Raw genomic sequence first — 13,309 nt, forward strand, 5'->3', positions numbered from 1 at the left:
CGGGTGCCTGCTGCTGCTCCCGCCCTGCACCACGACCTCCACCGTGCCGGCTACTACCCCGAGCTCGTCGTCGACGTGCTCGACGTGGCTCTCGCCGACGAAGAGGTCGTGGCTCACCTGGTCCACCCCGAGACGACGTTCGACGCCGCGGAGGTGCGCCGCCACGTGACCGTGCTGGTGCTGACGCCCACGCGACTCGTCGTCGCGCACGTCGACGACCACCCCGCCGACTCCGAGCACCCCTCGGCGTCCGCGTCGGCCACGACCGAGGCCGTACCGCTCGCGGAGCTCACGTCGGTGGCGCTGACCCACGTCGTGCCGCTGCCGGAGAAGCACGAGCGCGGCCGGCCGGCGCAGGAGCTGACCCTCGTGGTCGGCTGGGGCGCGGTCTCCCGGGTGGACCTGGAGCCGGCCACGTGCGGCGACCCGAGCTGCGACGCGGACCACGGCCTGACCGGGACGCTGGCTCCCGACGACGTCGTCGTCCGCGTGAGCGCCGCCGCGGAGGGGCTCGACTCGGTGCGGGCCGCCACGGCGTTCGCCCGGGAGCTGTCCGCGGCGAGCGCCCGGGCACGATGACCGACGTCGAGTCGCCGGAGACGACTGCCCTGTCGACGGTGCCCTCGCGCGTGCGCGCCGACCTCGAGGCCGCCGGCCTCGTCGCGCCGGGGTCCGAGCACCCGTGCCTCGGCCGGGTGCTGCCGGCCGTCGCCGGTGCGATCGGGGTGCACGACGTGCCCGGGGCGGTCGACTCGCAGCGCGTGCTCGGGCTTCCCGAAACCACGCGCGTCTGCGTGGTGCTGGTCGACGGGCTCGGGCACACCAACCTCGCGGAGCGCGCCGGTCACGCGCCGTTCCTGCGCCGCCGGCTCGGCGACTCCACGCCGCTGACCAGCACGTTCCCTTCCACCACCGCGACCGCGATGGGCACCTTCGGCGTCGCGCTGCCGCCCGGCCGCACGGGCATGCTCGGGTACACCGTCCGTGACCCGGCGACCGGCGAGCTGGGCAACCTGGTCAGCTGGACCGGGCTGCCGGCGGCGCGGCAGTGGCAGCGGGAGACGACCGTCTTCGAGCAGCTCGTCGCCGCCGGCACCGGCGTGACGAGCATCGGGCCGGCACGGTTCGCCGGCTCCGGCCTGACGGAGGCCGCCCTGCGCGGTCCCACGTACAAGGCCGCCGAGTCGCTCGCGGCGCGGGTCGACGCCACCGTGGACGCCCTGCGGCGCCCGGGCGTGGCGTACCTGTACTGGGGCGACGTCGACAAGGCCGGTCACCACCACGGGTGGGGGTCGTGGCAGTGGGGGGACGCGCTCGCGGAGCTCGACGCGGAGCTGGGCCGGCTCGCGCGCCTGCTGCCGCGGGACACCGTCCTGGTGATGACGGCCGACCACGGGATGGTCGACGTGGACCGCGCGCAGCGGTGGGACGTGGGGACCGATCCGGTGCTCGGAGCGGGCGTGGCGCTCGTTGCGGGGGAGCCGCGCGCCCTGCACCTGCACCTCGAGCCCGGCGTGGACGCGACGGTCATGGCGGACCGGTGGCGGCAGACGCTCGGCACGTCCGCCGTCGTCGTGACGCGCGCGGAGGCGATGGCCGACAGGTGGTTCGGTGACGTCGCGGAGCACGTCGGGCCGGTGATCGGTGACGTGGTCGTGGCGATGACCGGCCGCGCGACCGTCGTCGACTCGCGCACCCAGACGCCCGCGTCGATGGACCTGGTCGGGGTGCACGGGTCGCTGACCCGCCACGAGATGCTCGTCCCCTGCCTGGTGGTGGCCTGATGGCCGAGCTGGTGTTCTTCTCCGGCACCATGGACAGCGGCAAGTCGACGCTCGCGCTGCAGATGCATCACAACCACGCGGCACGAGGGCGCGACGGGGTCCTGTTCACGCGGCACGACCGCGCCGGCGCCGCCACCATCTCCTCGCGGCTCGGGCTCACCCAGCAGGCGCACGAGGTGGACGACACGACGGACTTCTGGTCGGACGTCATCTCCCGGCGGACGCAGGGTCGGCCCGTCGACTACCTCATCGGTGACGAGGCCCAGTTCTACACGGCGGACCAGGTCGAGCAGCTGGCCCGGGTGGTCGACGAGCTCGGGGTGGACGTCTACGTGTTCGGCATCTCGACCGACTTCCGCGCCCGGCTCTTCCCCGGCGCCGCCCGGCTGGTCGAGCTGGCCGACCGCGTGGAGATCCTGCAGGTCCGCGCCCTGTGCTGGTGCGGCTCCCGCGCGACGCACAACGCCCGCACCATCGGCGGCACCATGGTCGTCGAGGGCGCGCAGGTGGTCGTCGGTGACGTCGAGGCGGGCGCCGACGAGGTCGGGTACGAGGTGCTGTGCCGTCGCCACCACATGCGCCGCATGACGGCCGCGACCGCCCGGGCGTCCTCGCCGAGCCCTCAGACGCTGAGCTCGGCGGAGCAGCTCACGCTCTGAGCCGCTGTCCGGGCTCCGCGGTCGCTACTCGGGCTTGGCGCCGAAGACGATCTCGTCCCAGCTGGGCACCTTGGCGCGGCCACGACGGGACCGCGGTCGCTCGGCGTCCTCGTGCTCGGCCGCCGGGGTGGTGACCGGCTCCGGCACCGCCACGGGCGCCGGGTAGACCTGCGCCTCGGCGGCGGGGTCGGCGTCGACGGGGTGGGCGCCGGGCACGGAGGCGTCGGGCCGTCCGAAGTCGAACGCGTGCTGCGGCCCGAAGCCCTCGAACTCCTCGGCGTCGTCGTCGTCGAGCTCCACCGTCTGCCGGACGCCGCGGCGGCTGCGCAGGTCGTCCAGCAGCGACGCCGTCTCCTCGTGCGGGTCGGGCACGGGCGCCGCCACGGGCTCGGGCTCCTCGGCGGTGACCTCGCCCGAGGGGTGCAGGGCGTCGCCCTGGAAGTCGAAGACCACGTCCCGCACGGCGGCGAGGTGGCGACGCGAGACGGGTTCGTCGGGCAGCTCGGTCTCCGAGAGCCAGCGCGCCTCGTCCTCGTCGGCGACGACCGTGCGCCTGGCCAGGTCGAACGTCCACCGGGCCTCGTGCTCGGTGTCACCCACCGCGAACCGCGCGAGGACCACCCAGGGTCCCGACGCCTCGCGCGCGGCGTCCCAGGCGAGGGATCCCGGGTCGACGCCGCGGGCGGCGAGCCGGTCCGTCACCAGGTCGCCGAGCGTCGGCGCACCGGCGTCCCGCCCGACCCGCGTGCCGCGCGCCTGCTCCGCCACGTGCTCACGCTCGGCGAGCACGGGACCCTCGTACCGCCGGACGCGCTCGACCGGCAGGCCCGCGGAGTCCGCGACCTCCTGCGTCGTCGCCCCGGCGCGGATGCGTGCCTGGATCTCCCGCGGGCTCAACGTGCCCGCGCTCTCCGCGCGCAGCTGCTCGAGCTGCGGGCGGTCACGGCGCACGGCAGCACGCAGCGGTTCGTCGATGCGCACACGAAAGCGCGCCCCGTCCGGGGCCACCAGGACGAGGTGCTCCCCGTCCTCGTGCAGACCCACCAGCTCCAGCTCACCCATGCGACCTCCCGGGAACTCGGCACGAGCCTGCCACCGATCCGCCCCGTCGGCGTGCACCCGGGGCGGTGCGGCGCAGGATCGGCCGGCCGCCAGCCTGTCGCCACGCGCCTTCGCCACCTGCCGACGTCCCGCTGCGATGATCGGCGCCGTGGACACAGACATCCCCCTCGAGCCCGTCCTCGAGCTGGTCGGGGTCTTCGTGGGCGCGATGTCCGGCGCCCTCGCGGCGGTGCGCAAGCAGTTCGACGTGTTCGGGATCATCGTGCTCGCGTGGGCGGCGGGGCTCGGCGGCGGCATCCTGCGCGACGTGCTGATCGGCGCGGTGCCCCCCGTCGGGATCTCGAACTGGCGGTTCATCGCGACCGCCGTCGCCGGCGCGACCCTCATCTACTTCTTCCACCCCCGGCTCGAGCGGGCACGCCGCGTCATCGTCGTGCTGGACGCCGGGGCGCTGGCCCTGTTCAGCGTCGTCGGCACCATCAAGGGCCTGGAGTACGGCACGACGCTGACCGCGGCGGTCGTCGTCGGCGTCATGACGGGCGTCGGCGGGGGAGTGCTGCGCGACCTGCTCTCGGGCGAGGTGCCGGTCGTGCTGCACCACCGGCAGCTGTACGCGATCCCGGCCCTGCTCGGGTCGACCGCGACCGCGGTCCTGTGGTGGCAGGACGCGATCACCACCGTGACGAGCGTGGTCGTCGTCGTCGCGGTGTTCGTCCTGCGGGTCATGGCGCTGCGCTTCCAGCTGAAGGCACCGGGGCCGTGGCGGGGCACCGTGCGCTGAGCGGGGTTGAGAGGATGGGCGCGTGAACCCCGACTCGCCCGACCAGGTCCGCACGCTCCTCGAGGTCGCCGAGGCTCTGGCGAGGGAGGCCGGCGCGCTCGTCCGGGACGGGCGACGCAGGCTCGTCACGGTGGCGGCCACCAAGTCGAGCGACCAGGACGTGGTGACGGCTATGGACCTCGCGTCCGAGTCGCTGCTGCGACGCCGGCTGGCCGAGCTGCGGCCCGACGACGCGATCCTGGGCGAGGAGGAGGCGTTCCGCCCCGGCACGTCGGGGATCACGTGGGTGGTGGACCCGATCGACGGGACCGTCAACTACCTCTACGGCTCGTCGGCCTACGCCGTCTCCGTGGCTGCCGTGGTCGGCCCCGACCCGGCCGCCGCCCCGGACCCGGCCACCTGGACCGCCCTCGCCGGCTGCGTGTTCGCCCCCGAGGACGGCCGCACGTTCGCGGCGGGGCGCGGGCTGGGCGCGACGCTCGACGGGACCGTCCTGACGGTGGGTGCCGCGCGCCCGTTGATCGACTCGCTCGTCGGGACCGGCTTCGGATACGTCGCGACGAGGCGGCAGGTGCAGGGACGAATCGTCGCGGAACTGTTGCCGCAGGTACGTGATATTCGCCGCGTGGGGTGCGCTTCGCTGGATCTGTGCGCGATCGCCGCCGGGACGCTCGACCTGTACTACGAGCGGGGGCTCCAGCCGTGGGACCTCGCGGCGGGTGCGTTGATCGCCCAGGAGGCAGGCGCGCAGGTCACGGGCCTCCGCGGGCAGGCGGCGCAGGAGTCGATGACGGTCGCCGGGCCGCTCGGACGGGTGGAGGAGCTGAGGGCCTTCCTCGAGGGCATGGACGCCGACTCGGACGGATGAAAACGCTCCCACGACGGGTGTGACGAAATCGGTCGCGCGTCCGGTTCGCACGGCGATCGATTGTGGTGCAGAATCCCACCGCGCGCGGGAACAAAAAGCGCGTCGCGTGCATTGATCCCGCGTATGACTTTCCATCAAGACCACGGAGTGTGACGCCACACATGGCTACCGACTACGACGCCCCGCGCAAGACCGAGGAGGACCTGAGCGAGGACTCGCTCCAGGAGCTTCAGGCTCGGCGCTCCGACAAGAACTCGGGCGTGGTGGACGAGGACGAGACCGAGGCGGCCGAAGGGTTCGAGCTCCCGGGCGCGGACCTGTCCGGCGAAGAGCTCTCCGTGCGCGTGCTGCCCCGGCAGGCGGACGAGTTCACCTGCTCGAGCTGTTTCCTGGTCCACCACCGCAGCCAGCTCGCCTACGAGCGCGACGGTCGTCCCGTCTGCTCGGAGTGCGCTGCCTGACCGTCCGCACCGAGAACGCGCACGACTCACCTGAGGGTCGGTCGCCCGGCACGTCCGGGTGACCGGCCTTCAGGCGTGCAGGGCGGCGGCGAGCGCGGCCGGCCGACGGGTGGAGACCACCCAGTACGGGGTGGGGTCCTGCGGGTCCCGGACCTCGACGCGGACGGCCGAGTGGATCCACCCGCGCAGGCAGACATGGGCGCGCGCATCCAGCCGCGGCCCCAGCTCGGCCCGGGTCTCGTCCGCGTCGAGCGGCACCGCTGCGCCGAGCAGGTCCACCGGGATGTGCGCGCCACCGGCACGGAAGACACCGTCACGCACCTCGACCCGAGGAGCCAGCGCCGCCAGGACGACCACGCCGACCACCACGACACCGACCCCGACCAGGACCGCGACGCGAGGGTCCAACGGCACGAACGCGACGGCCATCATCGCCGCGAACACGACGAGCAGCATCCAGCCGAGGGGGCCGAGCCACAGCCGCTCGGCATAGGTCGGTACGGCCGTCCGGGACGAGGGCAGCGGGGTCCCGCGAGGAGCTTCTGGCATGCACCCAGCATCCCATCCGGCGGGTAGGGTCTGGCTCCGTGACTGCCGACCCCGGTACCGAGGTGCTCCTCCTCCGCCTGGACCCCGACCTCCCTGCACCCTCGTACGCGCACCCGGGTGACGCCGGTGCGGACCTGGTGTCCCGGATCGACGTCGTGATCCCGCCGCAGGGCCGGGTGACTGTCCCGACGGGTATGGCCATCGCCCTGCCCGACGGGTTCGCCGCGTTCGTGCACCCGCGCTCCGGGCTGGCCATGCGGCACGGGCTGACCATCGTGAACGCCCCCGGGACGGTCGACGCCGGCTACCGCGGTGAGATCGCCGTGACGCTGCTGAACACGGACGTCGAGCACGCGCTCGAGCTGCACCGAGGAGACCGGATCGCCCAGCTGGTGATCCAGCGCGTGGAGCGCGTGCGCTTCGTCGAGGCCGAGCAGCTGCCCGGGTCGCACCGCGGCGCGGGCGGCTTCGGGTCGAGCGGTGGTTGGAAGGCCGCGCCGACGCACTAGGTCGGGACTACTGTCGATCTGTTGGCAACTGATGCGCGCGAGCGCGTCGAAGAGGAGTGAGCACGTGGCGCTGTTCCGGCGTGGTGGGAAGGATCCCGCCCCCCAAGACGCGATCGAGACCGAGAACGACGACCCGACGGTCGTCGACGACGCCTCCCCGCCACCCTCCGCCGTGACCGAGCGGACCGGCGGCCCGTGGGACGCGTCGCAGGTCGACGACGACGTGCCGCGCGTGGACCTGGGCGCCATCCTCCTGCCCGGTGTGCAGGGCATGGAGCTGCGGATGGAGATCGACAAGACGACGAACGCCGTGTCGGCCGCGTCGATCCTCCTGGACGGTTCCTCGCTGCAGGTGCAGGCGTTCGCCGCGCCCCGCACCGAGGGGATCTGGGACGAGATCCGCGCCGAGATCGCCGAGTCCGTCACCCAGCAGGGTGGCTCCGCTGACGACCTGCCCGGCCCGTTCGGCCGCGAGCTGCTCGCTCGGCTCCCGGTCCGGACGCCCGAGGGGCGCACCGGGCACCGCCCGGCCCGCTTCATCGGCGCCGACGGTCCGCGGTGGTTCGTGCGCGGTGTGATCACCGGGCGCGCGGCGGTCGACCCGTCGGCGGCGACGGCGATCGAGCAGCTGTTCGCCGGGATCGTGGTGGTCCGCGGCACGGACGCCCGTCCGCCCCGGGACCTGCTGACCCTCCGCCTGCCCGGACCGGGCACACCCAACCTGAAGTCCTCCGGCACGCCCGAGCAGCAGTCCGACGAGGGCGGCGCGACTCCCGCGGCGCCGGACTTCGACCCGCTGACCCGCGGCCCGGAGATCACGGAGATCCGATGAGCCTCAAGGAGCGCCTGAAGAAGGCGGTCGCGTCCCAGGCCGAGATCGAGGCCGACGAGGAACGCGCCGACGCGCACCGCTCGGTCGGCTGCACACCGGTCGACCAGCTGGCCGACCGTTCGCGCGCCAGCGTCTCCGGTGTCATCCGGTCGGTCACGCTGCGTCCGCGCGAGGGCGTGCCTGCCCTGGAGGCGGAGCTGTACGACGGCAGCGGCTCGCTTGACCTGGTCTGGCTGGGTCGACGCGAGATCGGTGGCGTCACGCCCGGGCGCCGCCTGAAGATCGAGGGTCTGGTGTGCCTGATCGACGGTCGGCGGACGGTGTTCAACCCGCGGTACGAGCTCAGGCCGCGTCCCGGTGAGTGAGGCCGAGCGCAGGGACCCGGTCGACGGCGAGCGCATCCTCGAAGCGGTCGACGACGTCGTCGACCCCCAGGACGGCCCGGCCCGGGGCATGCGTGCGCTGTCGTCGGACACGTTCTCCGCGTCCGACGCCGTGGGTGGCGTGCGCGGGATCATCGAGTCCGTCGCGCCCGGCATGCTGTTCGTCGTCGTCTACATCGCGGTCGGGCAGCAGCTGGCGCCCGCGCTGATCGTCGCCCTGTCCGCCGCGGTGATCACGGTCGTCGTGCGGCTCGTGCAGCGGCAGGCGCCGACGCAGGCGTTCGGCGGGTTCCTCGGCGTCGCGATCGGTGTGCTGTGGGCGTGGCGGACGGGCGACGCGAAGGACTTCTTCGCCTACGGGCTGTGGGTCAACGTCTCGTGGTTCCTCGGGACGCTGCTGACGATCGTGATCGGCTGGCCGCTGGTCGGGCTCGTCGTCGGCATGTTCTCGAAGGCGGGCCCGCTCAACGAGGGGGGCTCGTGGGCGGGAGCCGTCGCGTGGCGGAAGGACCGTCCGCTGCGACGCCGCTACGCCCTCGCGACCGTGCCGTTCGTCGCGCTCTTCGGGCTGCGCCTCGCCGTCCAGCTGCCGCTCTACTTCAGCTCCGAGGTCACCTGGCTCGGCACCGCGAAGCTCGTCATGGGCGTGCCCGGAACGGCCCTCGCGCTGTGGGTCAGCTGGTTGCTGGTCCGTGGGTCAAGAGCTGCTCCAGAGCAGCCTCGTCCGCTTCCCGAGCGGTGACGAAGAGCAGCTCGTCGCGGCCCTCCAGGGTGTCGTCCGGGCTCGGTGCGATGGGCCGGGCGTCGCGCACGATGCACGCCAGGACCGTGTCGGCGGGCCACTCGATCTGACCGACGCGCACCCCGGCGAGCGGCGAGTCGTCCGGGAGCGTGAGCTCGAGGATGTCGGCGCGGGACTGGTGGAACGTGAAGATGCGCACGAGGTCGCCGACCGTGACGGCCTCCTCCACCATCGCGGTCATGATCCGCGGCGTCGAGACGGCGACGTCCACGCCCCACGCCTCGTCGAACATCCACTCGTTCTTGGGGTTGTTCACGCGGGCGACCGTGCGGGGGACGCCGAACTCGGTCTTGGCCAGCAGCGAGATCACGAGGTTGGCCTTGTCGTCCCCGGTCGCGGCGACGACGACGTCGCACTCCTCGGTCTTGACCTGGCGCAGCGTCGGCAGCTCGCACGCGTCCGCCAGCAGCCACTCGGCCTCCGCCACCTGCGACACGCGCATGGCGGACGGCTGACGGTCGATCAAGGTGACCTCGTGGCCGTGGCCGAGCAGCTCGCGGGCGATCGAGCGGCCGACCGAGCCGGCGCCCGCGATGACGACCCTCACGCGGTCACCGCCGGTGCGCTGGTGAGGATGCGTTCGACCAGGGCGGAGGCGTCCGCCCGCATGAGCACGTGCACGGTGTCGTTCTCCTGCAGGACGGTGGTCGACGTCGGCAGGAGGCCGTCGCCGTAGCGGGTGAGGTAGGCGATCCGGGCACCCGTGGCCTCCTCGAGGACGCGCAGGGGCCGACCGACCCAGCCCTCGTGCACGTCGACCTGGGAGAGCTGGATCTGTCCGGAGGAGTCACGGAACTCGTCGGTGGCACCCATCGGGAGCAGGCGTCGCAGGACCTGGTGGGCGGTCCACCGGACCGTCGCGACCGTCGGGATGCCGAGACGCTGGTAGATCTCGGCCCGGTGCGGGTCGTAGATGCGGGCGACGACGTTCTCGATGCCGAACGTCTCGCGCACCACCCGGGCCGCGAGGATGTTCGAGTTGTCGCCGTCGGAGACCGCGGCGAACGCGAACGCGTCCTCGATCCCCGCCTGCCGCAGCGTGTCGCGGTCGAACCCGAGGCCGGTGACCTTGTTCCCGCCGAACTCGGGGTCCAGGCGCCGGAACGCCTCGGGGTTCTGGTCGATGACGGACACCGAGTGCCCGTTGTCCTCGAGGCTCTTCGCCAGCGTCGCACCGACCCGGCCGCATCCCATGATCACGAAGTGCACAGTGCGGCACGCTATACCGTGCGCCGCGCCTGAGGTGTGCCTGTGGTGTTGCGGGCGGGTGAGCAGGCCTAGCATTGCGCATCGTGTCGGACCTCTCGGATGCCGCCAAACGCCTGTTGCTCGGACGCCCCGTCCGCAGCGACCGGCTCGGTCACACGCTCCTGCCGAAGCGCATCGCGCTGCCGGTGTTCGCGTCGGACGCGCTCTCGTCGGTGGCCTACGCGCCCGACGAGATCCTGCTGACGCTCTCGCTCGCGGGGATGGCGGCGCTGGTCTTCTCGCCGTGGGTCGGGCTCGCCGTGGTCGCGGTGATGGTCGTCGTCGTCGCGTCGTACCGGCAAAACGTGCACGCCTACCCGTCGGGCGGCGGTGACTACGAGGTCGCGACGACCAACCTGGGCAAGAACGCCGGCGTCACGGTGGCGAGCGCGCTGCTGGTGGACTACGTGCTGACGGTCGCGGTCTCGATCTCGTCGGGTGCCCAGTACGCAGCGTCCGCGTTCCCGGCGCTGCGGGGGCACGAGGTCCCGTTCGCCATCGGGCTCGTGGTGCTCCTGACGATCGCCAACCTGCGGGGGGTCAAGGAGTCGGGCAGCCTGTTCGCCCTCCCGGTCTACCTGTTCATGCTCGCCATCGGTCTGATCGCCGTCGTGGGCTCGATCCAGCTGCTGACCGGCAACCTCACCATGGCAGAGAGCTCGGGCTTCGAGCTGGCGCCGGACGCCGCGTTCGACCAGGGCCTGACCGGCCTGGCGGGGTTCTTCCTGATCCTGCGCGCCTTCGCGTCGGGGTGTGCCGCACTGACGGGTGTCGAGGCGATCAGCAACGGCGTCCCCGCGTTCAAGAAGCCGAAGTCCAAGAACGCGGCGACGACCCTCGCTCTGCTCGGCAGCCTGTCGATCGTCATGATCATGTCGATCCTGCTGCTGTCCCGGGCGACGGGCGTGGTGTTCGCCGACGACCCGCAGACGCAGCTGCTGGACAACGGCGTGCCGGTGGGCGAGAGCTACGTGCAGCACCCGGTCATCAGCCAGCTGTCGTCCGCGGTCTTCTCGGGCGTGCCCGTCGTCGCGGTGCTGATCGCGGTGGTCACGGGGCTCATCCTCGTGCTCGCCGCCAACACCGCGTTCAACGGGTTCCCCGTGCTCGGCTCGATCCTGGCGCGCGACGGCTACCTGCCGCGCCAGCTCCACACCCGCGGCGACCGGCTGGCCTTCTCCAACGGCATCGTCACCCTGGCGCTCGTCGCGATCGCTCTCATCTGGGCGTTCGACGCGCAGGTCACGCGCCTCATCCAGCTGTACATCGTCGGCGTGTTCGTGTCCTTCACCGTGAGCCAGCTGGGCATGGTCCGGCACTGGACGCGGCACCTGCGGACCGAGCCGGACCCGACCCGTCGCACCCGCATGAAGCGGTCGCGGATCATCAACTCGGTCGGTCTGGCCATGACGTCGACGGTGCTCGTCGTCGTGCTCATCACCAAGTTCACGCACGGCGCGTGGATCGCGATCCTGGCGATGGCGATCATCTTCGTCCTCATGCAGTCGATCCACCGCCACTACGCGCTGGTGCGTGCCGAGCTGGCGCTGGGCACCGACGCCGAGGCCGCCCGGGCGCTGCCCAGCCGCGTGCACGCGATCGTGCTGGTGTCCCACCTGCACCGCCCGACGATGCGCGCGCTGGCGTACGCGCGCGCGTCGCGTCCGCAGCTGCTCGAGGCCCTGACGGTCGGGGTGGACCCCGAGGACGTCGAGGTCCTGCGCCAGCAGTGGGAGGACCTGAACATCCCCGTGCCGCTGCGCGTGCTGGACTCGCCCTTCCGGGAGATCACCCGACCGGTGCTGACGTACGTCCGCTCGATCCGCCGTGAGAGCCCGCGCGACCTCGTCGTGGTCTACATCCCCGAGTACGTGGTCGGGCACTGGTGGGAGCAGCTGCTGCACAACCAGTCCGCGCTGCGGCTCAAGGGCCGGCTGCTGTTCACGCCAGGCGTCGTCGTGGCGTCCGTGCCGTGGCAGCTGGCGTCGTCCGAGGGGCAGACGGGGCTGGAGGAGCCGGTCCGGGGTACCGTTCCGCGTGGCTACTGAGACGTCCCCCGACCCCTCGCACGACCTGATCGAGCTCGAGATCGGCCCCGTGGCCCACGGCGGTCACTGCGTGGCCCGCCACGAGGGACGCGTCGTCTTCGTCCGGCACACGCTGCCCGGCGAGCGCGTCCGGGCCCGGCTGACCGACGCGGGGGAGACGGCGAAGTTCTGGCGCGCGGACGCCGTCGAGGTGCTGGACGCGTCCCCGGACCGGGTGGAGTCGGCCTGGCCGGCAGCAGGACCCGGGGGTGTCGGTGGTGGAGAGCTCGCGCATGTGTCCCTGCCGGGCCAGCGAGCATGGAAGACCGCGGTGCTCGCCGAGCAGCTGCGCCGGCTGGCGAAGCTCGACCTCGAGGTGCCCGTGCAGGCCGCACCCGGCGACGACGAGCGCGGCGGCCTCGGCTGGCGCACGCGCATCGACCTGGTCACCGACGCCGAGGGACGCGCCGGGATGCACGGCTTCCGCTCGCACGACGTGCACGTGCTCGACTCGATGCCGCTGGCGAACGAGGCGATCGCGGCGCTCGACCTCTTCGGTCGGCGCTGGTCGGGCGGGGCGCGCGTCGAGGCCGTCGCCCCGTCCAGCGGCGACGCCCCTCTGGTCCTGGTCGACGGTGCCCCGTTCGACGTGGGCCGCGGCCGCATGGACGGGCGGCCCAACGCCCGCACCGCCGTCAAGGAGCACGTCCAGCACGGCGAGGTGGCGTACGAGTACCGCGTCGCGGGCACCGGGTTCTGGCAGGTCCACCGGGAGGCGCCCGACCTGCTGGTGGCCGCGGTCCTGGCCGGTCTCGGTGACGTCGACGGTGCTGCGGTCCTCGACCTCTACGCCGGTGCCGGCCTGTTCACCGCACCGCTGTCCGACGCGGTGGGGGAGACCGGCGAGGTCGTCTCGGTCGAGGGCGACGCGCGCGCCGTCAAGGACGCCCGGCGGAACCTGCACGACCGTCGCAACGTCGAGCTGCACGCGGGTGACGTGGCCCAGGTGCTGACGGGCCGCGTGGACGCCGACTCCGACGTGGTGCACGCGGACGCGGTCGTGCTCGACCCGCCGCGGACGGGCGCCGGGCGCAAGGTCGTCGCCGGGATCACCGAGCTGCGTCCCGAGCGGGTGGTCTACGTGGCGTGCGACCCGGCGGCGCTGGCCCGGGACATCGCGCTCTTCGCGGACGCGGGGTACGCGGTGGCGGACCTGCAGGCCTACGACCTCTTCCCGATGACGCACCACCTGGAGGCGGTCGCCGTCCTCACGCGCTGACTGGGTGCGGGAGCCGGGGTGCCGGACTAGCGTGGATCGCGTTCGCCGGTCCGGCCACGGCCCGG

General features: G+C 72.9%; 16 protein-coding genes. 12 read left to right on the forward strand and 4 right to left on the reverse strand.

What is annotated here, in order from left to right:
* The first annotated feature begins 3 nt into the window (after positions 1-3).
* The 3 genes from CXY01_RS01270 to CXY01_RS01280 are packed head-to-tail and all read left to right on the forward strand — an operon-like array spanning position 4 to position 2,443.
* Entirely contained in the window at positions 4-579 is a 576-nt protein-coding gene (locus tag CXY01_RS01270; RefSeq protein ID WP_146925245.1) for a DUF5998 family protein, read from the forward strand.
* Positions 576-1,784, forward strand: a complete 1,209-nt coding sequence (locus CXY01_RS01275) for an alkaline phosphatase family protein (protein WP_146925246.1) — start codon at positions 576-578, stop codon at positions 1,782-1,784. The genes CXY01_RS01270 and CXY01_RS01275 overlap by 4 nt, the downstream gene beginning before the upstream one ends.
* Entirely contained in the window at positions 1,784-2,443 is a 660-nt protein-coding gene (locus CXY01_RS01280) for a thymidine kinase (protein ID WP_146925247.1), read from the forward strand. The genes CXY01_RS01275 and CXY01_RS01280 overlap by 1 nt, the downstream gene beginning before the upstream one ends.
* Positions 2,444-2,467: 24 nt before the next feature.
* Here CXY01_RS01280 and sepH read toward each other — a convergent pair whose 3' ends face one another.
* Positions 2,468-3,505 carry a septation protein SepH gene (gene sepH / locus CXY01_RS01285; RefSeq protein WP_146925248.1) on the reverse strand — a complete coding sequence of 346 codons (1,038 nt, stop codon included), beginning with the start codon at positions 3,503-3,505 and terminating at the stop codon, positions 2,468-2,470.
* Positions 3,506-3,653: 148 nt separating this feature from the next.
* On the opposite strand from sepH, the gene CXY01_RS01290 reads away from it, so the two are divergent.
* From CXY01_RS01290 to CXY01_RS01300, 3 genes are all read left to right on the forward strand, one after another.
* On the forward strand, positions 3,654-4,286 hold the full coding sequence (locus CXY01_RS01290) for a trimeric intracellular cation channel family protein (protein WP_246124914.1): 633 nt from the start codon (positions 3,654-3,656) through the stop codon (positions 4,284-4,286).
* A 22-nt stretch (positions 4,287-4,308) separates the two neighbouring features.
* The gene (locus CXY01_RS01295; protein ID WP_146925250.1) at positions 4,309-5,154 is read left to right on the forward strand and encodes an inositol monophosphatase family protein; all 846 of its coding nucleotides are present in this window, start codon (positions 4,309-4,311) and stop codon (positions 5,152-5,154) included.
* A 161-nt stretch (positions 5,155-5,315) separates the two neighbouring features.
* Positions 5,316-5,615: a DUF4193 domain-containing protein gene (locus CXY01_RS01300; protein ID WP_056090713.1), complete on the forward strand. Its 300-nt coding sequence runs from the start codon at positions 5,316-5,318 to the stop codon at positions 5,613-5,615.
* 69 nt (positions 5,616-5,684) lie between these two features.
* Here CXY01_RS01300 and CXY01_RS01305 read toward each other — a convergent pair whose 3' ends face one another.
* Positions 5,685-6,164 (reverse strand): DUF3093 domain-containing protein, encoded by a 480-nt coding sequence (locus CXY01_RS01305; RefSeq protein WP_146925251.1) that lies wholly within the window; start codon positions 6,162-6,164, stop codon positions 5,685-5,687.
* 38 nt (positions 6,165-6,202) lie between these two features.
* Here CXY01_RS01305 and dut point away from each other — a divergent pair, with 38 nt between their 5' ends.
* From dut to CXY01_RS01325, 4 genes are all read left to right on the forward strand, one after another.
* The gene (gene dut / locus CXY01_RS01310; RefSeq protein WP_146925252.1) at positions 6,203-6,673 is read left to right on the forward strand and encodes a dUTP diphosphatase; all 471 of its coding nucleotides are present in this window, start codon (positions 6,203-6,205) and stop codon (positions 6,671-6,673) included.
* 64 nt (positions 6,674-6,737) lie between these two features.
* Complete coding sequence (locus CXY01_RS01315; protein ID WP_246124915.1) at positions 6,738-7,505, forward strand: DUF3710 domain-containing protein; 768 nt, start codon at positions 6,738-6,740, stop codon at positions 7,503-7,505.
* The gene (locus CXY01_RS01320) at positions 7,502-7,870 is read left to right on the forward strand and encodes an OB-fold nucleic acid binding domain-containing protein (protein ID WP_146925254.1); all 369 of its coding nucleotides are present in this window, start codon (positions 7,502-7,504) and stop codon (positions 7,868-7,870) included. Before CXY01_RS01315 ends, CXY01_RS01320 begins: the two co-directional genes overlap by 4 nt.
* Positions 7,863-8,630 (forward strand): DUF3159 domain-containing protein, encoded by a 768-nt coding sequence (locus CXY01_RS01325; RefSeq protein ID WP_246124916.1) that lies wholly within the window; start codon positions 7,863-7,865, stop codon positions 8,628-8,630. Before CXY01_RS01320 ends, CXY01_RS01325 begins: the two co-directional genes overlap by 8 nt.
* Here the strand turns inward: CXY01_RS01325 and CXY01_RS01330 are convergent.
* Both CXY01_RS01330 and CXY01_RS01335 read right to left on the reverse strand, forming a co-directional pair.
* Positions 8,563-9,237, reverse strand: a complete 675-nt coding sequence (locus tag CXY01_RS01330) for a potassium channel family protein (RefSeq protein WP_146925255.1) — start codon at positions 9,235-9,237, stop codon at positions 8,563-8,565. The two genes, CXY01_RS01325 and CXY01_RS01330, sit on opposite strands and share 68 nt — an antisense overlap.
* Positions 9,234-9,884 (reverse strand): potassium channel family protein, encoded by a 651-nt coding sequence (locus tag CXY01_RS01335; protein ID WP_146925538.1) that lies wholly within the window; start codon positions 9,882-9,884, stop codon positions 9,234-9,236. Before CXY01_RS01335 ends, CXY01_RS01330 begins: the two co-directional genes overlap by 4 nt.
* Positions 9,885-9,982: 98 nt before the next feature.
* On the opposite strand from CXY01_RS01335, the gene CXY01_RS01340 reads away from it, so the two are divergent.
* Together CXY01_RS01340 and CXY01_RS01345 are read left to right on the forward strand one after the other, a co-directional pair.
* Positions 9,983-11,986 carry an APC family permease gene (locus tag CXY01_RS01340; protein WP_146925256.1) on the forward strand — a complete coding sequence of 668 codons (2,004 nt, stop codon included), beginning with the start codon at positions 9,983-9,985 and terminating at the stop codon, positions 11,984-11,986.
* Entirely contained in the window at positions 11,976-13,244 is a 1,269-nt protein-coding gene (locus tag CXY01_RS01345; protein ID WP_146925257.1) for a class I SAM-dependent RNA methyltransferase, read from the forward strand. The genes CXY01_RS01340 and CXY01_RS01345 overlap by 11 nt, the downstream gene beginning before the upstream one ends.
* Positions 13,245-13,309: the final 65 nt, after the last annotated feature.

Source organism: Cellulomonas xylanilytica (genome assembly GCF_007989805.1).
GTDB lineage: Bacteria > Actinomycetota > Actinomycetes > Actinomycetales > Cellulomonadaceae > Cellulomonas > Cellulomonas xylanilytica.